Below are 19,939 nucleotides of genomic sequence, written 5' to 3' on the forward strand. Positions count from 1 at the left end.
GCTTCCGGTGCCAGAGAACCGGAATGCTGCAACGTGATGGAGGAGAAACCACTATGAGAAAAGAACTGTCCAAGGTCTACGACCCCCATGAGGTGGAAGGCCGAATTTATCAGCAATGGGAGGAAAACAAGTGCTTCGCCGGCGTCCGGGATGCCAAAAAGAAGCCCTATACCATCGTCATGCCTCCCCCCAACGTCACCGGCCAGCTCCACATGGGCCACGCCATGGACTGCACCCTGCAGGACATCCTCATCCGCTTTAAGCGAATGCAGGGATATGCCGCCCTGTGGGTCCCGGGCACCGACCACGCCGGCATCGCCACCCAGATCAAGGTGGAGGAGGAGCTCCGGGTGAAGGAGGGCCTGACCCGCTATGACCTGGGCCGGGAGAAATTCCTGGAGCGGGTCTGGGACTGGAAGGCCATGTACGGCGACCGCATTGTGGCCCAGCAGAAAAAAATGGGCGCCTCCTGCGACTGGGACCGGGCCCGGTTCACCATGGATGAGGGCTGCTCCAAGGCAGTGCGGGAGACCTTCTGTGAGCTCTATGAGAAAGGTCTCATCTACAAGGGCAGCCGGATCATCAACTGGTGCCCCCACTGCGTCACCGCTCTGTCCGACGCCGAGGTAGAGTATGTGGACAAGCCCGGTCACCTGTGGCACATGCGCTATCCCCTGTCTGACGGGTCCGGCTATCTGGTGGTGGCCACCACCCGGCCTGAGACCATGATGGGCGACACCGGCGTGGCGGTAAACCCCAATGACACCCGGTACCAGCATCTGGTGGGAAAGACCTGCCTTCTGCCCCTGATGAACCGGGAGATCCCCATTGTGGCCGACGAGTATGTGGAGATGGACTTCGGCACTGGCTGCGTGAAGATGACCCCCGCCCACGACCCCAACGACTTTGAGGTGGGCCTGCGCCACAATCTGGACACCATCCGGGTGCTGGACGACAACGGGGTGGTCAACGCCAACGGCGGCAAGTATGAAGGAATGGACCGCTACGCCGCCCGGAAGGCCGTGGTGGCCGATATGGAGGCGCTGGGGCTCATGGAAAAGGTGGAGGACTACTCCCACAACGTGGGGACCTGCTACCGCTGCCACAACGACGTGGAGCCCATCATCTCCGCCCAGTGGTTCGTGAAGATGGCCCCCCTGGCCAAGGAGGCCATCCGGGTGGTGGAGGAAGGAGAGACCAAGTTTGTCCCCGACCGCTTCTCCAAGACCTATCTTAACTGGATGGAAAACGTCCACGACTGGTGCATCTCCCGGCAGCTGTGGTGGGGGCATCAGATTCCCGTGTGGTACTGCGACGACTGCGGCCACATGACCGTCTCCCGCACCGATCCCACCGTCTGCGCCCAGTGCGGCTCGGCCCATATCCAGCGGGACCCTGACGTGCTGGACACCTGGTTCTCCTCCGCGCTGTGGCCCTTCTCCACCCTGGGCTGGCCGGAGAAAACCCAGGATTTGGACTATTTCTACCCCACTGACGTGCTGGTCACCGGTTATGACATCATCTTTTTCTGGGTGGCCCGGATGATCTTCTCCGGCTGTGAGCAGACCAAACAGACCCCCTTCCACACCGTTTTCATCCACGGCCTGGTCCGGGACGACCAGGGGCGGAAGATGTCCAAGTCCCTGGGCAACGGCATTGACCCCTTGGAAATGGCGGAGAAATACGGCGCCGATGCCCTGCGCTTTAACCTGGTCACCGGCAACTCCCCCGGCAACGACATGCGCTTTTACACGGAGCGGTGCGAGGCCATGCGAAACTTTGCCAATAAGATTTGGAATGCCTCTCGCTTCCTGATGATGAACCTGACCATCGAGGACAATGCCCTGCCGGAGAAGCTGGAGCTGGAAGATAAGTGGATTCTCTCCAAGCTCAACACCGTCATCGCGGAAGTCACCGAAAACATGGACCACTACGAGCTGGGGGTGGCCGCCCAGAAGATTTACGACTTTATCTGGGACACCTATTGCGACTGGTACATTGAGATGACCAAGGCCCGCCTGCAGGGGGAGGACCTCGCCGCCAAGGAGCAGGCCCAGCGGGTACTGTGCTATGTGCTCACGGAGACGCTCAAGCTCCTGCATCCCTTCATGCCCTTCCTCACCGAGGAAATCTGGCAGGCCCTGCCCCATGCGGCGGACAACCAAGTGAAGTTTCTCATGCTCCAGTCCTGGCCCCAGGCCCAGGCCGGCCTGGCCTTCCCCCAGGAGGAGAAAGCGGTGGAGATGCTCATGGAGGCCGTGAAAGCCGTCCGCGCCCGCCGGTCCGAGATGAACGTCCCCCCCTCCAAAAAGGCACACCTCACCATTGCCACCCAGGAAGCCGATATTTTCACCGCCGGCATTCCCTTCCTCAAACGCCTGGGTTATGCCAGCCAGGTCACCGTTACCGGCCCTGCCGGTCTGGGCAGCGACAAGGAGGAGGCCGCCAAGGGCGTGGTCACCGTCATCACCCACGCAGCCCGCATCGGTATGCCCCTGGCTGAGCTGGTGGACCTGGAGAAGGAAAAGGCCCGAATCGCCAAGGAGCTGAAAAAGAACCGAGGCGAGCTGGAAAAGCTCAGCAACAAACTCAACAACCCCGGCTTCCTGGCCAAAGCGCCGGAGCAGGTTGTCGCCGCGGAAAAGGAGCGGGCGGAAAAACTCACCGCCCTGATTGCCCAGTTGGAGGCCCAGGAAGCCTCTCTGTAAGCAAGGTTTTATCCCTCCCTTCCCCCTTATGCAGCCCCACCCGTCTTAAACGGGCGGGGCTGCATGGTGTTTCATTGCTTTTATATAGGGAATCCCCGTACGAGAATAGTAAGCGAGATGAAACAACAGCTCTTTGGGCACCCGGATGGGCATATCCCGGCCAAGGAAGGGAAGCAGATTTTTTCGATTTTCCGCATCCCAGCACGCACGTGTCAGCCGCTGAATGTTCCGGCTCACCCCGCCCACTGGTCTCTCTGCCCGTTCCGCCATTCGGTCCACCGCATAAACCATGTCCTTTGTACTCTTATTTGTTACACTAAAAATGGTATCCACCTTTTTATTACAGGAACAATTTTTATAATACTTTTATTTATTCTTATTGACATATCATAGTTAATAGTTTATATTTATATATAGATTTTAATATCAATTTGGAGGTGATTCCTGTGCAGATGTAACATGTCGCCACTATTCAATTCCACTCCCCAAGCACATCAGTACTCTGCCAAATATACAACAATCAGGAGGAAAGAAAAATGAAAATTCGACGTTTCGCTTGTTCCGCTTTTTCCCTCTGTGTTTTAATGACGTCCACGTTGTTCGCCAATGCAGCAAATATTCCTGAAGACAACAGGATCTCCGAATATGCAGGGGAAACAATTCAGTGTCAAATTGTTAAATGCACTGATAACAACACCCCTGAGTCTTCTGTCATTAGCGTAACCATTCCTGAAGGCGCCACAAAAGCTCAGGAAGACCAGATCATCCAAGCCGCCGCCTTTAATAAAACCAGCGACACCGACACATATGCTGCCCGTAACGTTATGGATCTGATTTCCAGAGAAACTGACGTATCTGTAAATTCCAACGGATATACTTTTGTTGGAAGTGGAACCATCCCCGGCCCCGATTACATTACTCTTGTTGTTCAATTTGGTAATTATGCTAATTTCGGTGCAAAGAAAATGTCTGTAGTCGTGAGCGGTGGCAAAAACCCAGATAGAAGCCACACAATAACAACCGACATTTCTCCCATGCCATCCACCACAATCACTCTTGTCATGTATACTGGGATGGGTAACGTCTTCTTAACTGATGGAAGCACCGTAACAGCAACGGCAAAGACAGATGCGTCTCATGTAGATGCTGACTATTGCGAAATTTGGGTCAGCCCTTGGGAAATGTCTGGGGGATAATATACACCACAGCTGAGACACTTTTCGTCCAAAGGGGGCTCTCTTATGAAACATTGGAAACGATTTCTCAGCGTTTTTATCTGCTTACTGTTCATGCTTAGTGCCATAGGAGCCAGCGCAACATTTTCCGACCAAGATCAAATTCAAAACACCGAGGCGGTAGACGTCTGTGTCTCTCTGAATATCATCGGCGGATATCCGGATGGTTTCTACCGGCCGGACGGGAAGGTCACCCGCGCACAGATGTGCAAAATGATCTGTCTGCTGTGTAATGGAGGGCGGGAACCCGCATTGGATACAACTCCCTCCACCAGCTTCATCGACATTCAGGGATGGGCCACACCTTACATCGCCGCCTGCTACGCCCAGGACATCGTTTCTGGGGTCAGTGAGGACCGTTTTCACCCTGACGGCCATGTAACCGCCGCTCAAGCTGCGAAAATGTTGCTGGTCACCTTAGGATATTCCACAGATTATGAGGGATTCACTGGGGCCGCTTGGTCCACCAACGTTACCATTCTGGCCACACAAGCTAAGCTCTTTGACGGGTTGAATCTGTCCCCTACCCAAGTCTTAACCCGGGATGAAGCCGCTCAGATGATTTGGAATGCCCTAAACGCCTATGAGGTCACCTACACCACCCAGACCGTCACCGATGCCAATGGGCAGGAAAGCATAAAAGTAGTCCGTGAGGAGAAAGTCATTGCGGGCACCACAGATAAACTTACGCTGATCAAAGACAAATATAGTATTGATACTCCGCCCACGGAAAAGAAAACACAGCCGTGAACTTTCTCCGTTAGGGAATAAAATCCCCAACCGACCCACGCAGAAAGCACGGCCGGTTGGGGATTTCTCATTGACGGGATGGCTCAACCCGTTCCCCTCTGCACCACTTCCACCATAGAAGGGGGCAGAACTTCCAGGATTGATCCAAAGGAGGGCTTTCCTCTCCCGCTTTGACAATATTTTCCATCAAAAAGCAGTATAATCGCCGTGTACCGGACAAGCTGGTACACGGCGATGTTCTTTTTCAACCACCCTCAAAAGAAAGGGGATTTTCTCTATGGCTGTTGCCTACACCACCCATAACCGCATGCTCACCGTCGCCCTGTCGGGGGACATCGACCACCATCGTGTCAAAGGCCTGGTGCAGGACCTGGAGCGGGAGATCGACGAAGTGCTTCCCCGCCAGCTCATTGTTGACTGCGCCGGCATCACCTTCATGGACAGCTCGGGCATTGCTGTCCTGCTCCGGCTCTGGCAGCGGATGGAGGAATTGGCGGGGACCATCCAGGTCACCGGGCTGCCCGATCAGCCCGCCCGGGTGCTCCGAGCCGCCGGCCTTCAGCGGCTCATTCCACTCACCTGAAAGGAGTGCTACATCCATGCGTACCATCAAATACACCAACCAGGTCTCCCTGGTCTTTCCCTCCCGGTCGGCCAACGAGTCCTTTGCCCGGTCTGCTGCCGCCGCCTTCGCCGCCCAGCTGGACCCCACCTTGGACGAGCTGGGGGATGTGAAAACCGCCGTCAGCGAGGCCGTGACCAACGCCATTGTCCACGCCTACCCCGACTCCTTGGGAAAGGTCGAGCTCAAGCTCCGCCTTTACCCCGGCAACGAGCTGGAGCTCATTATCCGGGACTGGGGCATCGGCATTGCCGACGTTGAACAGGCCAGGGCTCCCCTCTTCACCACAGGCAATGAGGAGCGCTCCGGCATGGGTTTTACCATTATGGAGAGCTTCATGGACTCTGTTAAGGTCCGCTCACACCCGGGGAAGGGGACCACAGTCACCATGCGCAAGCGATTCGCCATCCGGGCGGGAGGGTCCGTGTGATCGCGCCAGACACCGTCACCCTCATTCAGGCCGCCCAGGCCGGGGACAAGGAGGCCTGCGGCCGTCTGGTGGAAGAAAACCTGGGGCTCATCTGGAGCATCGTCAAGCGGTACACACGAAAGACGGTGGACAACGATGACCTCTACCAGCTGGGCTGCCTGGGCTTTCTAAAAGCGGTGCAGGGGTTTGACACCCAGTTCGGCACCCAATTCTCCACCTACGCCGTGCCCAAGATCGCCGGGGAAATCCGGCGGTTTCTCCGGGACGACGGCATGGTCAAGGTGGGCCGCGGGAGGAAGGAACAGGCACTGCTCATCCACCGGGCCCGCACCCAGCTGACCGCCCAGCTGGGCCGGGAGCCGGTCCTGTCCGAGCTGGCCCAGGTCACAGGGCTCACCCCGGAGGACATCGCCGCGGCTGATCTGGCTGTCGCCTCCGTGGCCTCCCTCCAGGCTGAGTCCGGGGAGAACGGTCTGTCCCTGGAGGGCATGGTGGGCAGTGAGTCCCCGGAAGAGGGCATGGTGGAAAAGGTGGCCCTGCACACCGCCATCAACCGGCTGCCAGAGCGGGAGCGCAAGCTCATTTTCCTGCGCTACTACAAAGGATTCACCCAGGACAAAACCGCAAAGGTCTTGGGCATCAGCCAGGTCCAGGTCTCCCGGCTGGAGAAAAAGTCCATCCTGTTTCTCCGGGGGGAGCTCAGTGACGATTAGAGTGCCTCCCAGATTCCATCGTCCACGATCCGGTCTGCCTGCCCAACCTTGGACCAGGAGAATTCCGGGACCAAGTCAGAGGGGCGCAGGGCCGTGGGCCGGGGAATCAGCCCTGCGAGATAGGCCAGAAGCCCCACCAGTTTTTCCGGGGTGGTATGCGCCCGCAGATAGCCCATGTCCAGATCCCGGTCCCGTTTGGACAGGCGCCGCCCTGCGGGACTTTTGAGCAGGGGAACATGGCAATAGGTCGGGACGGAGTAGCCCAGCTGTTCCAGCAGCCAAATCTGCCGGGGGGTGGAGGAGAGGAGGTCCCATCCCCGCACCACCCGGGTCACCCCCATCCGTCCGTCGTCCTCCGCCACCGCCAGCTGATAGGCGTAAATCCCATCGGACCGCCGGAGAATAAAGTCCCCGCAGTCCCGGTCCAGCCTCTCCTGCTGGGGGCCAAACACCTCATCCACAAAGGAAATGATCTCTCCCGGCACCTGGACGCGCCAGGCGGGAGAACGGCCGCTCTCTTGGAGGGCGGTTTTTTCTTGGGCCGAGAGGCGGCGGCACCGGCCGGAATAAATTCGGGCGCCGTCGGCGGCGTGGGGGGCCGAGGCGGCCAAACGCTCCTTCCGGCTGCAATAGCAGGGATAGACCAGCCCCCGGCTGGCCAGCGTTTTAAACGCCGCCTGGTAGAACGGGGTCCGGCAGCTCTGACAATAGGCCGTCTCCCCAGGCCGCCAGCCCAGGTCCCAGTCCAGTCCCAGCCAGATTAGGTCGTCGGCCAGTTGGGATAAATATTCCGGCCGGCACCGGTCTGGGTCTAAGTCCTCCATCCGCAGGAGCAGCTCTCCCCCCAGGTGCCGCACATCCAGCCAGGCCAGCAGGGCGGCAAACAGATTCCCCAGGTGCATTCTCCCGCTGGGGCTGGGGGCAAAGCGGCCCCGGACCGTTGCATTGGTTGCCATGGTATTCTCCTCCCGCTGCATTTTCCCCATTGTATCACAGGTCCGCTCTTCCAGCAAACCTCCCTTTCCCTTGCCATTCCAGGGCAGATATAGTAGAATAAAAAATAAAGTCCCTAAAGCCCCGCGACACACAAATAGGAGGATGCCCCATGAAACCACTTCATCCGCCCCGTTTTCTCCCTCTTATCCTTGCCGCTGCGGCCTGCGGCCTGGCTGCCCTCTGTCTGTGGCAGGTCCTCCAGCTGAAGAGTCAGCTGAAGGACACCACTCTGTCCCAGGCAGAACAGCTCTCCGCGATGGACGCCACCCTGCAGGCCCTCCCTCACCAGATGGAGGACGCCCTCCACACCCAGGCCTCCCTGCTGGCCAACTATGACTGGCATTACGGCGACCTGAACCCGGAGACCGGAACCCTCCCTGTCACCTTCACCGCCGTGCCCAAGGAGCAGACCGCCAGTGTCACCACCGCCACCCTTGTCTGCAACGGGAAATCCTATCCCATGGAGGCCCAGGACACCGGCAGTTTCACCGTCACGGTAGAGGTTCCCCTCCTCCAATCCCTGGCGTTTCAACAGGTCATTCTGGCAGAGGGTCCGCAGCAGCGAATCGAGGCACTGGACTTGCAGGAGGCGGCCGGCACGGAGGAATTGCTCCACCCGTGGATCACCCTGGACACCACCGCTTCCCTGGAAAATGACCAGCTTGTATATGAAGACGGTTCCCTTTCCATCGCACAGATGACACCCGGCCAGGTCCAGTCTGTCACCATGGTGGCCGCCGTGGATGGCAAAGAAGTGGGCAAAACTCCGATTCCCTGGGAGGATGTCCCAGAGGGTTCCGAGGCTTACTTCCCCTTTGACACCGCCTATCCCGCCGCTTCCGGCCGTGTCTTTACTCTGTCCGCGGAGGTTGTGGACAGCTATGGCCTCCGCTACGTCATTCTTGTGGACCAGCTTTCCCTCCAGCCCGATTCTGGCAGCGCCGTCTCCACGCCGGAAGACGGTCCGGAGGGCGCCGCCTCCATGAAAGTCTACTCCTCCCAAGGAAGCCTGCTCTGGGAAGGACGAATGGACACCTTTCCATACTAATACAACAGAAAGAAGGAAATCCCCTATGTCAATCGCAGCCGTACGTGACTATTTTGCCCAGTTTGGCATGGCAGACAACGTGCTGGAGTTCTCCACCTCCAGCGCCACGGTGGAGCTGGCCGCCCAGGCCGCCGGCGTCATCCCCGCCCGGATCGCCAAGTCCCTGTCCTTTAAGGTGGATGGCAAGGCCATCCTCATTATCACCGCCGGGGACGCCAAGGTGGACAACGCCAAATTCAAAAACGCTTTTCACACCAAAGCCAAGATGCTCACCCCCGAAGAGGTGGTGGACCTGGTGGGCCATGCCGTGGGCGGGGTCTGCCCTTTCGCCATCAAGGAAGATGTGGCAGTCTATCTGGACTGCTCCATGAAACGCTTTCCTTCTGTCTTCCCCGCCGCCGGGTCCGCCAACAGCGCCATCGAGCTGACCTGCGACCAGTTGGAGCAGTATGCCCAGAATGTCCAGGGCTGGGGGGACTTCTGCAAGGGGTGGCAGGCGGAGGACTGAGCACCCCCGTGCGTTTGCAGGAAATACCTGAGACAGCAGAAAATCGCGTACAAAAAGGGGGTGCCTTCGCTGGCATCCCCCTCTCTTTTTGTCCGTCCGCAGAGCAGATATCCAACCACCAGGCGTTGCCGCAACCACCTGTTGCTTGCCTCTCCCCACCGGAGATGGTACAATGGCCGCGAGGTGATGACATGGAGACAAAGGATGTGATCCTGCAGCTACGCATCCAAAACGGATGGACCCAGGAGGAACTCGCGGAAAAACTGTGTGTAACCCGGCAGGCGGTGTCCCGCTGGGAAACTGGAGAAACCACGCCAAATCCAGAGACCCTGAAGCAGCTGTCCGCCCTGTTTGACGTATCCCTTCATGCACTGCTGGGGGCCCCGAGGCAGCTGATCTGTCAGTGCTGCGGAATGCCTTTGGAGGAGTCCTCCATCAGCAAGGAACCCGACGGCACCCCCAATGAGGCATACTGCAAGTGGTGCTATGCAGATGGGACGTTCACCTATTCCAATTTGGAGGAGCTGATCGCATTTCTTGCCGGCCACCTGTCCAACAGCCACTGGCCCCCGGAGCAGGTCCGCGCCTACTTTACCGAGCTGCTGCCCAAGCTGGCCCATTGGCGTTCCAGGGAATGATATTGGACGCAGAAAACCCCGGACGGGAATCCCGTCCGGGGTTTTGTCTGGTTGGATTGCCTGGGCTCAGGCCAGCGCAGCGGTGATGATGGCCATCTTGTAAACCTCATCGGCGTCACAGCCCCGGGAGAGGTCATTGATGGGGGCGTTCAGGCCCTGGAGAATGGGGCCGTAGGCGGCGAAGCCGCCCAGGCGCTGGGCAATCTTATAGCCAATGTTGCCGGACTGAATCTCCGGGAAGATAAAGGTATTGGCGTGGCCGGCCACCTTGGAGCCGGGGAACTTCTGCTGCCCCACCACCGGGGACACAGCGGCGTCGAACTGCATCTCGCCGTCGATGGCCAGCTCAGGAGCGGCGGCCTTGGCCTTGTCGCAGGCGTTCTTCACCTTGTCCACCGCGTCACCCTTGCCGGAGCCCTTGGTGGAATAGCTCAGGAAGGCAATCTTGGGGTCAATGCCGAAGGTCGCGGCGGTCTTGGCGCACTCCAGCGCGGTCTCCACCAGGGCGTCCTCGTCGGGATCGATCTGGATGGCGCAGTCCCCCATGCACAGGCGCTCGTCCACGCCGTCCTTCTCCCGCTGGAGAATAAAGCAGGAGCTCACGTTGCTGTTGCCGGGCTTGGTCTTAATGAGCTGAAGCGCAGGCCGGACGGTGTCCGCGGTGGAGTAGGTGGCACCGCCCAGCAGGCAGTCGGCCTCCCCCATCTTGACCAGCATGGTGCCGAAGTAGTTGCCCTTCATCAGGTTCTTCCGGCAGTCCTCGGGGGTCATCTTTCCCTTGCGCAGCTCCACCATCTTCTCCACCATGGCGTCCATGCCGGCATAGGTGGCCGGGTCCACAATGCGCACGCCTTCAATGTCAAAGCCGCCCTTCTCCGCTGCGGCCTTGACCTCGGTCTCCACACCCACCAGGATGGGGGTCAGGAAACCATCCTTCTTCAGGCGGGCGGTGGCCTCCAGAATCCGGGCGTCAGAGCCCTCGGTAAAAACCAGGGTGCGGGGATTGGCTTTCAGGGTTTCGATCAGTTTTGCAAACATGATAGGTTACCTCCAAATACAAGACGGTTCCGTCTTTTTCTTACGAAATCAACCAGTTTATTGTAGCACTATCTCACCGCCGATGCAAGGGCCGAAGGGGAATTCTCATCCCAGCACCGCCCGGCACAGGCGGGAAACCGCCTCCTCCACCTTCTCCTCCTCCAGGCCGGAATAATTCATCACCAGCACATGAGGACGGCGGTTCTGGGCGGCAACATAATATTGGGACACGAAGGAGATCCGCAGGTCCTGGGCCTGGGCCGCCTGGAGAATCTCCTCGTCGCTGCGCTGGGTGTCCAGCTCCAGCAGGAAATGAAGGCCCGCATGCTCCTCGCTGATCTTCACCCTGCCCGCCAGAGGGGACTGCCGCAGGGCCAGCAGGAGCTTGTCCCGAAGTGCCCGGTAGTGGTTGCGCATCCGGTTGATGTGTTTTTCAAAATATCCCTCGGAGAGGAACCGGGCCAAGGTCATCTGCTCCAGGCAGGAGACCGTGCCGGAATAAAACCCCAGGGTCTCATAAAACCGGGTGACCAGGTGCTTGGGCAGAACCAGATAGCTGATCCGAAAGGCCGGGGCCAGGCTCTTGGAAAAGGTATTGATATAGATGACCTTCTCCATCACATCAATGCTCTGCAATGTGGGGATGGGCCGGCCGGCCAGACGGAACTCACAGTCATAATCGTCCTCAATGATATACCGGTTCTCCCCTTTGGAGGCCCAGCTGAGAAACTCATACCGCCGACTGACCGGCATGACAATCCCCGTGGGGAAGTGATGGGAGGGGGTGATGTGGAGAATCTCCGCGCCGCTCTCCTCCAGCTTCTCTGGAATAATGCCGGCCTGGTCCATGGGAATGTGATAGGTCACCACATCGTTCTTCTCATAGATCTTACTCAGCCGAAGATAACCCGGGTCCTCCACCGCATAGCCCCACTGGCGTCCCAGGAGCTGGATCAGGACGCTGTACAGGTACTCCGTCCCCGCCCCCACCACGATCTGCTCCGGGTCAATGGTCATCCCCCGGAATTGATAGAGGTGGTCGGAAATGGCCTGCCGGAGCTGCCGGATGCCTCCCGCAGAGGTATCGGTGAGCAACGTCGCCTCATCCTCCCCCGCTGTGACATCCCGCAGAAGCTTTACCCACACAGAGAAGGGAAACATATCCCGGGCCACGGAACTGCCCACAAAATCCGCCCAATAGGCCCGCTTGTCGGGCTCCCGGGGCGCGGGCCCCTTGGGCCGGGGAGGAAGCGGCGCCACCGGCTCCTCCCGCTCCAGCTCACAGACATAATACCCCCGCTTGGGCAGGGTGTAGAGGAAGCCCTCCGCCACCAGCTGTGCGTAGGCGCTCTCCACGGTGATGGTGCTTACCCCCAAATTCTTGGCAAAGGTCCGCTTGGAGGGCAGCTTCTCCCCCGCCCGCAGCTTTTTCTGGAGAATATCCTGCTTAATACACCGGTAAAGATGCTCATACATGCTCTCCGTGTCAATGTTTTCAAAGGAATAGGTGAGCAAATTCCGGGCCTCCTTCCCACAAACTGGCCATGCCACCTGGCACAAAAATGTTTTTTCTCATATTATCAGGTTTATTATAGTCCCACGGTATCCCCTTGTAAAGGAAGGGAAGCCGGAAAACCTCTTCGTCAATCTATCAGATTTTTCCCACGGTTTTTCCCCGATGTTTGGTGCTCTTTTTTGGTCCCATTTTTTGGAAAATTCTGCCGAATGATTTCTTGTGAAAATTATGATAAAAGCCCAAGGGAAAGTCCCTTAAAATTTATGATAATAGAGCGGAATCCCCGCTTCCCCTCCCTCTGCCCAGTGTTTTCCGCCCAAGCCACAGGTCATTTTGACGGTTTCCCCTCAGGCTCCTTCACCGTCAGAGTACTTGCAAGGTTTTTTCTTTTCGTGTATAATGAAACACGAATAGAAACACATTTGTTCTTGCAAAGTGAACACTGGCAGAGGAGCTGCCTCGAAGGATATCTTGATTTCTATCCCAACACGACGTTAAGAAGGAGTTTGCTTATGAGTGAAGTACGTATCAAGAACTTCAAGCGAGTACTGGTGGCAAACCGCGGAGAGATCGCCATCCGCGTGTTCCGGGCGCTCAACGAGCTGGGCATCACCTCGGTAGCCGTCTACTCCAAGGAAGACAAGTACGCCATGTTCCGCACCCTGGCGGACGAGGCCTATCCCCTGAACCCGGAGAAGGGCCCCATCGACGCCTATCTGGACATCCCCACCATTTTGAAGATTGCCAAGGACCACAATGTGGACGCCATCCACCCCGGGTATGGCTTCCTGGCGGAAAACCCAGTTCTGGTGGAAGAGTGTGAAAAGAACGGTATCACCTTCATCGGCCCCACCGTGGACAGCATGAACGCCATGGGCGACAAGATCTCCTCCAAGCAGATCGCCATTGCCTCCCAGGTTCCCATCATCCCCGGCGTGGACCACGCCATGAAGACCGTGGAGGAAGCCATGGAGGTGGCCAAGAAGGTCGGCTATCCCGTGATGCTGAAAGCCTCCAACGGCGGCGGCGGCCGGGGCATGCGGATCGTCTCCCGGGAAGAGGATATGCCCAAGGAGTTCAAGGAGGCCATTGACGAATCCAAGAAGGCTTTTGGCGACGACCAGGTCTTTATTGAGAAATACCTGAAGGGCCCCAAGCACGTGGAGGTCCAGGTCCTGGCCGACAACTACGGCAATGTGGTGCACCTGTTTGACCGTGACTGCTCCGTGCAGCGCCGGCACCAGAAGGTGGTGGAGTATGCGCCCGCCTTCTCCGTTCCCGAGGCCTCCCGGCAGAAGATCTTTGACAGTGCCATTCGTCTGTGCAAGCAGGTGGGCTACCGCAACGCCGGCACCTGCGAGTTTCTGGTGGACTCGGACGGCAACCCCTACTTCATTGAGATGAATCCCCGGATTCAGGTGGAGCACACCGTCACTGAACTGGTGACCGACGTGGATATTGTCCGCTCCCAGATCCTGATTGCCGAGGGTTATCCCCTGAACTCCCCGGAGATCAACATCACCTCCCAGAAGGCCATCGAATGCCATGGCTACGCGATCCAGACCCGTGTCACCTCCGAGGACCCCTCCAACAACTTTATGCCCGACACCGGCAAGGTGAGTGTCTATCACTCCGGCTCCGGCAACGGCATTCGTCTGGACGGGGGCAACGTTTACACCGGCGCCGAGATTCTGCCCTATTACGACTCCCTGCTGGTAAAGGTCTGCTCCTTTGACCGGACCTTCAAGGGCGCCGCGGTCAAGTCCCTGCGTGCCCTGCGGGAGATGCGGATTCAGGGCATCAAGACCAATATCTCCTTCCTGATTAACGTCATCAACAACCCCACCTTCCAGGCGGGTGCGTGCTATACCACCTTCATTGAGGAGACACCCGAGCTCTTCTCCCTGTCCCAGAGCCCGGACCGGGTCTCCAAGATTCTGGACTTCCTGGGGGACAAAATTGTCAACGTCTCCAAGGGAGAAAAGCCCTACTTCGAGGACCGTGTCCTGCCCAAGTACGACGAGACCGCCCTGGTTTACGGTGCCAAGGACGAGTTCAAGAAGCTGGGCGCCAAGGGCTTTACCCAGAAGATCTTGGGCGAAAAGCGCCTGTATGTCACCGACACCTCCATGCGTGACGCCCAGCAGTCCCTGATCGCCACCCGGATGCGGACCAAGGATATTGTGGGCGCGGCAAAGGCCTCCAACGTGATTTTCCAGAACGCTTTCTCCGTGGAAGCCTGGGGCGGCGCCACTTACGACACCGCCTATCGTTTCCTGAAGGAGTCTCCCTGGAAGCGTCTGGAGATCCTCAGCGAGAGAATGCCCAACACTCTGATCCAGATGCTGCTGCGGGCCTCCAACGCCGTGGGATACAGCAACTATCCCGACAACTTGGTGAAGGAATTCATTCGGATCTCCGCCATCAAGGGCGTGGATGTCTTCCGTGTCTTTGACAGCCTGAACTGGATCGAGAACATGAAGATGCCTGTGGAAGAGGCCCTGAAAACCGGCAAAATCGTCGAGGGCTCCCTGTGCTACACCGGCGACATCATGAGCCCCAACGAGGTCAAGTACACCTTAGACTACTATGTGGAAAAGGCCAAAGAGCTGGAGGCCATGGGCGTCCACATCCTGGCCATCAAGGACATGGCCGGCCTGCTGAAACCCTATGCGGCCCAGAAGCTGGTGGAAACCCTCAAGTCCGAGCTCCACATCCCCGTTCACCTGCACACCCACGACACCACCGGTGCTGGCGTCGCCACCGTGCTGAAGGCTGCCGAGGCTGGCGTGGATATCGTGGACCTGGCCATCGAGTCCATGAGCTCCTGCACCAGCCAGCCCTCCCTCAACGTGGTGGTGGAAGCCCTGAAGGGCACCGAGCGGGATACCGGTCTGGACTTTGAGGGCTTGGATGAGCTGAGCCGCTACTATGAGCATGTCCGCAAGGTCTACAAAGCCAACGAGAGCGGCATGGTCTCCCCCAACGCCCAGATTTATAAGTATGAGATCCCCGGCGGACAGTACTCCAACCTGCTGGCCCAGGTCACCGAAATGGGCTCCAAGGATGAGTTTGAGAAGATCAAGGAGCTCTATCGCCAGGCCAACATCCTTCTGGGCAACCTGATCAAGGTGACCCCCTCCTCCAAGGTGGTCGGTGACCTGGCCATCTTCATGCTGAAGAACGGCCTGACCAAGGACAACATCCTCACCGAGGGCGCCTCCCTGTCCTACCCCGACTCCGTCATCGACTTCTTCAAGGGGATGATGGGGCAGCCCGAGGGCGGCTTCCCCAAGGAACTGCAGAAGATTGTTCTGAAGGACATCGAGCCCATCACCGTCCGTCCCGGTACCCTGCTGCCTGATGTGGACTTCGAGGATATCAAGCATCACCTCCGGGAGAAGTTTGATATGAAGGGCTTCTCTGACTTCGAAATGGAGCAAAAGGCGGTCAGCTACGCCCTGTATCCCAAGGTTTATGAGGACTACTGCACCCACTTCGAGGCCTACAACGACGTCACCACCCTGGAGAGCCATGTCTACTTCTATGGCCTGCGCAAGGGAGAGGAGACCGTCCTGAAGGCCAGTGAAGGCCGCGATATTCTGATCAAGTTCGTCGGCATGTCCGATCCCGACAAGGAAGGCTATCGCGTGCTGACCTTCGAGGTCAACGGTATCCTCCGGGAGCTGAAGGTGCTGGATAAGACCCTGGAGGTTCTGGAGGACCGGAAACTCAAGGCCGACAAGAACAACCCCTGCCACCTGGGCTCCACCATTCCCGGCACGGTGGAAACCGTCCTGGTGAAGGAGGGCGACGAGGTTAAGGTCAACCAGCCCCTGATGATCGTGGAAGCCATGAAAATGGAAACCACCTTCGTCTCCAAGGTCAACGGCAAGGTCGATAAGCTTTATGTGGCCCCCGGCGACCGGGTCAACACGGAAGATCTGTTGGTTTCCTTCATTTTGGATGAAGAGGAATAATCCCTTAAATACACCTAAAATTCCCCTCGCTCAGGTGAGCGAGGGGAATTTTTTCTATTCATTTTTCTGTTTTCCTTGGGCAAGAAATTTTAACATAAAGACCTCAAAACACGATCTGTCAAATAAAATTTCTCTATCCGGTTGCGGTTAAAACAAAAAACGTCCCCCACCACAGTGTGGTGGGGGACGATCTTTACTGATTCATCAGTGGTTCACAAGGGTCAATTACTTGCCCTCAGCAACCTCATTGATGGACTTGGACAGTCTTGCAACAGCCTCGTCGCAGTCAACTTCACGGATGGTCAGCGGAGGCACCATACGGATGATGTTGGCGCCAATGGCGGTGACCAGGAAGTGGTTCTTGATGCAGTGACGCTTCACTTCCACAGCGTTGATGCCGTCTTCCAGAACAACACCAACGAACAGGCCGCGGTGACGGACGGTCACAACGTGAGGCATCTTAGCCAGCTCAGCAGCGAAGTAATCGCCGACCTTCTTGGCGTTCTCGGGCCACTTGCCAGCCTTCAGCTCACGCAGAACAGCCAGGGAAGCGGCGCAGCTGACGGGGTGGCCAGCATAGGTGGAACCGTGGGTGCCGGGGCCGAAAGCAGTGGCGACACGGTCGGTGCAGGCGATGCCGCCGATGGGCATACCGCCGCCCATAGCCTTAGCCATGGAGACAACGTCGGGCTTAATGCCATAGGTCATGTAGCACATGAAGTCGCCGCAACGGCCCCAACCAGCCTGGACCTCGTCCAGCAGCATCAGGATGCCCTTCTCGTCGCAGAACTTACGGATGCCCTGGATGAACTCGTCAGTTGCGGGGAACACGCCGCCCTCGCCCTGAACAGGCTCGAACATGATGGCGCAGGTCTTGCCCTCAACATAGGCAGCCTTGAAGGCGTCCAGGTTGTTGAACTCAGCATAAGTAAAGCCGGGGGTCAGGTCGCCGAAGCCCTTCTGGATGGCGGACTCGGGCTGACCGGTAGCGGTCATGGCGCCGAAGGTACGGCCGTGGAAGGACTGCTTTGCGGTGATGATGTGCCAAGCGTCGGGACCGATGTTCTCAATGCCCCACTTACGGGCAATCTTGATCATAGCTTCGTTGGCCTCAGCGCCGGAGTTCTGGTACATAACCTTGTCCATGCCGATGGTCTCGCAGATCTCCTTGGACAGGACAGCCTGAGGAATGGTGTAGGGATAGTTGAAGGTCTGCATAATCAGAGCGGACTGCTCCTGAACGGCCTTCACCACCTTGGGGTTGCAGTTGCCCAGGCAGTTAACAGCGATACCTGCATAGAAGTCCAGGTAAGCTTCGCCGTTCTCATCATACATATAGATGCCTTCAGCATAATCTGCCACGAAATCCATACGCTCGTAGGTTTCGATCATGTACTTTTTGACCTGAGCTTTCAGCTCAGCGGCGGTCAGACCAGTGTCTTTCAGTCTCATAAGAAATTCCTCCCATTCAAAAATAAATGTAAATATAGGGATTTCCAGGCCTGTGAACCAAGCCCAGTATTCACAACAGCCGGCTACTCATTCCGTCTGTTTTGAATCACGTGCCAGGAAATCCGTCTTTCAACGAATCCCCTGTAACTTGTGACTATAATAGCACCAATTTCTCAAAAATGAAATGCACCTTTTGCACAAATTATTCCCAACAGTTTCTGGCGAAAATACAATTTCCCACGCAGGATTTTATGCATCGTCCGCCGCGTCCTTCTTTCTTTTTTTCTTTTTTCCCTGAAATTTCAGGTTTTATTTCCCTCCGCAAGGAGTTTTCGTCCGTTTCCTCCGTTTCTTTTTCAAGTTTTTCCCGCTTCCTTTGTCATTTTGTGCTTCGTCGTTTTGCACAAGCACCATTTTCCCTGCCCTGACAGCATTTGGCCCTTTTTTTCTGCCCGGCCAGGGATTGTCCCGCCCCCCTCCGTTGCTTTTCCGCGCGGTTCTTGTTACAATAAGACATCTGCAAAGGAAGTGAAGCAACCATGGAACTGAAACGAATCACCCACGCGGAAAACGTCCGCCTCTCCGACAGCGGGCGGGCGGTGCGTATTCTGGATCAAAGCCGGCTCCCCAACGAGACGGTTTATTTGGAACTCTCCCAGGCGGAAGATCTCTACGAAGCCATCGCCTCCCTGCGGGTCCGCGGCGCCCCCGCCATCGGCATCTTCGCCGGGTATGCCCTGTACGTTTTGGCGCTGCAAAGTCAGGAAACCCAATATGGTCCCTTTTTAGAGGCCTGCCGCCGGAACCGAGATTACCTCAACAGTTCCCGCCCCACAGCGGTCAATCTGCGCCACATGCTGGACCGGGTGCTGGCGGTGGCCGAGTCCATGCCCTGCGCCGACGTCCCCTCCATCCAGGCGGCCATGGGCCAGGCGGCCCGGGCCATTCACCAGGAAGACATCGCCATGTGCACCGCCATCTCGGAATACGGCCTGTCCCTGGTCAAGGCGGGAGACGGCATCCTCACCCACTGCAACGCCGGCCCCCTGGCCACCTCCCGGTACGGCACCGGCTTGGGCCCCTTGTTTCTGGCCAAGGAGCGGGGCATCCCCCTTCACGCCTGGTGTGATGAAACCCGCCCCCTCCTGCAAGGCGCCCGTCTGACAGCCTATGAGCTTCAGCAGGCCGGCATCGACTGCACCCTCATCTGTGACAACATGGCCAGCCTTGTGATGAAGGAGGGGAAGATCAACGCCTGCTTTGTTGGGTGTGACCGGGTGGCCCGCAACGGGGACACCGCCAATAAAATCGGCACCTCCGGGGTGGCCATCCTGGCCAAGCACTACGGCATCCCCTTCTATGTGCTGGGCCCCTCCTCCACCATTGACTTTACCTGCCCCGACGGGGATCACATTCCCATCGAGCTGCGGGACGGTGGAGAGCTCAAGGAGAAATTCTTCTCCGCGCCCGTCGCCCTGCCCCAGGTCAAATGCTACAATCCCGCCTTTGATGTCACGGATCACAGCCTTATCACCGCCATCGTCACAGAAAAAGGCATTTGCTATCCCCCCTTCGAGCAGAGCTTCGCCCAGGTCTTCGGCCGCCCGGAAAAGGAGGCCACATGAACCCTCCCTATCCCTCAGACGCCCAGGCCAAGGCGGAAATTTTGGACGCCGGGCGTAAAATTTATCAGCGGGGACTGGTGGCCGCCAACGACGGCAATCTGTCCGTTCGGGTGGGGGACAACGCCCTGTGGGTTACGCCCACCGGTGTTTCAAAAGGCGCCATGACGGAGGATATGCTGGTCAAGCTCTCTCTGGATGGCACGGTATTGGAGGGGACTCGGAAGCCCTCTTCGGAGACAAAAATGCACTTGCGCATCTACCAGGAGAACCCCGCCGTCCGCGCCGTGGTGCATGCCCACCCGCCTGCCGCCACCGCATTCGCCGCGGCGGGCCTTCCCCTGGACCGCCCTGTCCTCCAGGAGGCTGTGGTGCAGCTGGGCACCGTGCCTGTGGCCCCCTTTGCCCTGCCCGGTTCCCAGGCGGTGGCGGACAGCGTCGCCCCCTACTGCCAGGCGTACCGGGCCCTGCTGCTGGAATACCACGGCGCGGTCACCTGGGGAACCTCCATGGAGCAGGCCCACTACCGTTTGGAATGTCTGGAACAGCTGGCCACCGTCACCCTCCACCTGCGGACTTTGGGCATTCATCGCACGATGCCGGAGTCCCTGGTTAAGGCGTTGGAGGGGCTGCGCCCCGCCTGGGGCATCCAGTGACCCCGCTGCCGTTCTCCTCCCTTCGGA

At 58.0% G+C, this 19,939-nt stretch carries 17 protein-coding genes; 12 read left to right on the top strand and 5 right to left on the bottom strand.

The window, feature by feature from the left end; translation table 11 throughout:
* Positions 1-53: 53 nt before the first annotated feature.
* On the top strand, positions 54-2,708 hold the full coding sequence (locus tag DV520_RS08175) for a valine--tRNA ligase (RefSeq protein ID WP_117142408.1): 2,655 nt from the start codon (positions 54-56) through the stop codon (positions 2,706-2,708).
* Between the two features lie 45 nt (positions 2,709-2,753).
* Here DV520_RS08175 and DV520_RS08180 read toward each other — a convergent pair whose 3' ends face one another.
* A complete protein-coding gene (locus tag DV520_RS08180) occupies positions 2,754-2,999 on the bottom strand; it encodes a hypothetical protein (protein WP_117142409.1) in 246 nt (81 codons plus the stop codon).
* A gap of 245 nt (positions 3,000-3,244) precedes the next feature.
* Between DV520_RS08180 and DV520_RS08185 the strand changes: the two genes are divergently transcribed.
* The 5 genes from DV520_RS08185 (at position 3,245) to DV520_RS08205 (ending at position 6,458) form a co-directional block, all read left to right on the top strand.
* Positions 3,245-3,904, top strand: a complete 660-nt coding sequence (locus tag DV520_RS08185) for a hypothetical protein (protein ID WP_021920530.1) — start codon at positions 3,245-3,247, stop codon at positions 3,902-3,904.
* A gap of 45 nt (positions 3,905-3,949) precedes the next feature.
* Positions 3,950-4,693, top strand: coding sequence for an S-layer homology domain-containing protein (locus DV520_RS08190; protein WP_117142410.1), 744 nt, complete (start codon positions 3,950-3,952; stop codon positions 4,691-4,693).
* Positions 4,694-4,970: 277 nt separating this feature from the next.
* Positions 4,971-5,276: an STAS domain-containing protein gene (locus tag DV520_RS08195; RefSeq protein WP_021920532.1), complete on the top strand. Its 306-nt coding sequence runs from the start codon at positions 4,971-4,973 to the stop codon at positions 5,274-5,276.
* 25 nt (positions 5,277-5,301) lie between these two features.
* The gene (gene spoIIAB, locus DV520_RS08200; protein WP_423240915.1) at positions 5,302-5,745 is read left to right on the top strand and encodes an anti-sigma F factor; all 444 of its coding nucleotides are present in this window, start codon (positions 5,302-5,304) and stop codon (positions 5,743-5,745) included.
* Positions 5,742-6,458: a sigma-70 family RNA polymerase sigma factor gene (locus DV520_RS08205; protein ID WP_021920534.1), complete on the top strand. Its 717-nt coding sequence runs from the start codon at positions 5,742-5,744 to the stop codon at positions 6,456-6,458. The genes spoIIAB and DV520_RS08205 overlap by 4 nt, the downstream gene beginning before the upstream one ends.
* Here the strand turns inward: DV520_RS08205 and gluQRS are convergent.
* Positions 6,455-7,414, bottom strand: a complete 960-nt coding sequence (gene gluQRS, locus DV520_RS08210) for a tRNA glutamyl-Q(34) synthetase GluQRS (RefSeq protein WP_117142427.1) — start codon at positions 7,412-7,414, stop codon at positions 6,455-6,457. The two genes, DV520_RS08205 and gluQRS, sit on opposite strands and share 4 nt — an antisense overlap.
* 149 nt (positions 7,415-7,563) lie before the next feature.
* Here gluQRS and DV520_RS08215 point away from each other — a divergent pair, with 149 nt between their 5' ends.
* The 3 genes from DV520_RS08215 to DV520_RS08225 all read left to right on the top strand — a co-directional run bounded on the left by DV520_RS08215 (position 7,564) and on the right by DV520_RS08225 (position 9,648).
* Positions 7,564-8,502 (top strand): early set domain-containing protein, encoded by a 939-nt coding sequence (locus DV520_RS08215; protein WP_117142412.1) that lies wholly within the window; start codon positions 7,564-7,566, stop codon positions 8,500-8,502.
* 25 nt (positions 8,503-8,527) lie between these two features.
* Positions 8,528-9,010, top strand: a complete 483-nt coding sequence (locus DV520_RS08220) for a YbaK/EbsC family protein (protein ID WP_021920537.1) — start codon at positions 8,528-8,530, stop codon at positions 9,008-9,010.
* A 191-nt stretch (positions 9,011-9,201) separates the two neighbouring features.
* Positions 9,202-9,648 (top strand): zinc ribbon domain-containing protein, encoded by a 447-nt coding sequence (locus DV520_RS08225; protein ID WP_117142413.1) that lies wholly within the window; start codon positions 9,202-9,204, stop codon positions 9,646-9,648.
* A 66-nt stretch (positions 9,649-9,714) separates the two neighbouring features.
* Here DV520_RS08225 and pta read toward each other — a convergent pair whose 3' ends face one another.
* Complete coding sequence (gene pta / locus DV520_RS08230; RefSeq protein WP_021920539.1) at positions 9,715-10,686, bottom strand: phosphate acetyltransferase; 972 nt, start codon at positions 10,684-10,686, stop codon at positions 9,715-9,717.
* Between the two features lie 105 nt (positions 10,687-10,791).
* Entirely contained in the window at positions 10,792-12,201 is a 1,410-nt protein-coding gene (pdxR, locus tag DV520_RS08235) for a MocR-like pyridoxine biosynthesis transcription factor PdxR (RefSeq protein ID WP_021920540.1), read from the bottom strand.
* Positions 12,202-12,714: 513 nt separating this feature from the next.
* On the opposite strand from pdxR, the gene DV520_RS08240 reads away from it, so the two are divergent.
* Positions 12,715-16,182 (top strand): pyruvate carboxylase, encoded by a 3,468-nt coding sequence (locus tag DV520_RS08240; RefSeq protein ID WP_021920541.1) that lies wholly within the window; start codon positions 12,715-12,717, stop codon positions 16,180-16,182.
* A 225-nt stretch (positions 16,183-16,407) separates the two neighbouring features.
* Here DV520_RS08240 and DV520_RS08245 read toward each other — a convergent pair whose 3' ends face one another.
* Positions 16,408-17,634: an aspartate aminotransferase family protein gene (locus DV520_RS08245; RefSeq protein ID WP_117142414.1), complete on the bottom strand. Its 1,227-nt coding sequence runs from the start codon at positions 17,632-17,634 to the stop codon at positions 16,408-16,410.
* A gap of 539 nt (positions 17,635-18,173) precedes the next feature.
* On the opposite strand from DV520_RS08245, the gene mtnA reads away from it, so the two are divergent.
* Both mtnA and DV520_RS08255 read left to right on the top strand, forming a co-directional pair.
* A complete protein-coding gene (gene mtnA, locus DV520_RS08250; protein ID WP_021920543.1) occupies positions 18,174-19,259 on the top strand; it encodes an S-methyl-5-thioribose-1-phosphate isomerase in 1,086 nt (361 codons plus the stop codon).
* Complete coding sequence (locus tag DV520_RS08255; RefSeq protein ID WP_117142415.1) at positions 19,256-19,912, top strand: class II aldolase/adducin family protein; 657 nt, start codon at positions 19,256-19,258, stop codon at positions 19,910-19,912. Before mtnA ends, DV520_RS08255 begins: the two co-directional genes overlap by 4 nt.
* Positions 19,913-19,939 lie beyond the last annotated feature (27 nt).

The sequence above is a fragment of the Evtepia gabavorous genome, assembly GCF_003425665.1.
Taxonomy (GTDB): Bacteria; Bacillota; Clostridia; order Oscillospirales; family Oscillospiraceae; genus Evtepia; species Evtepia gabavorous.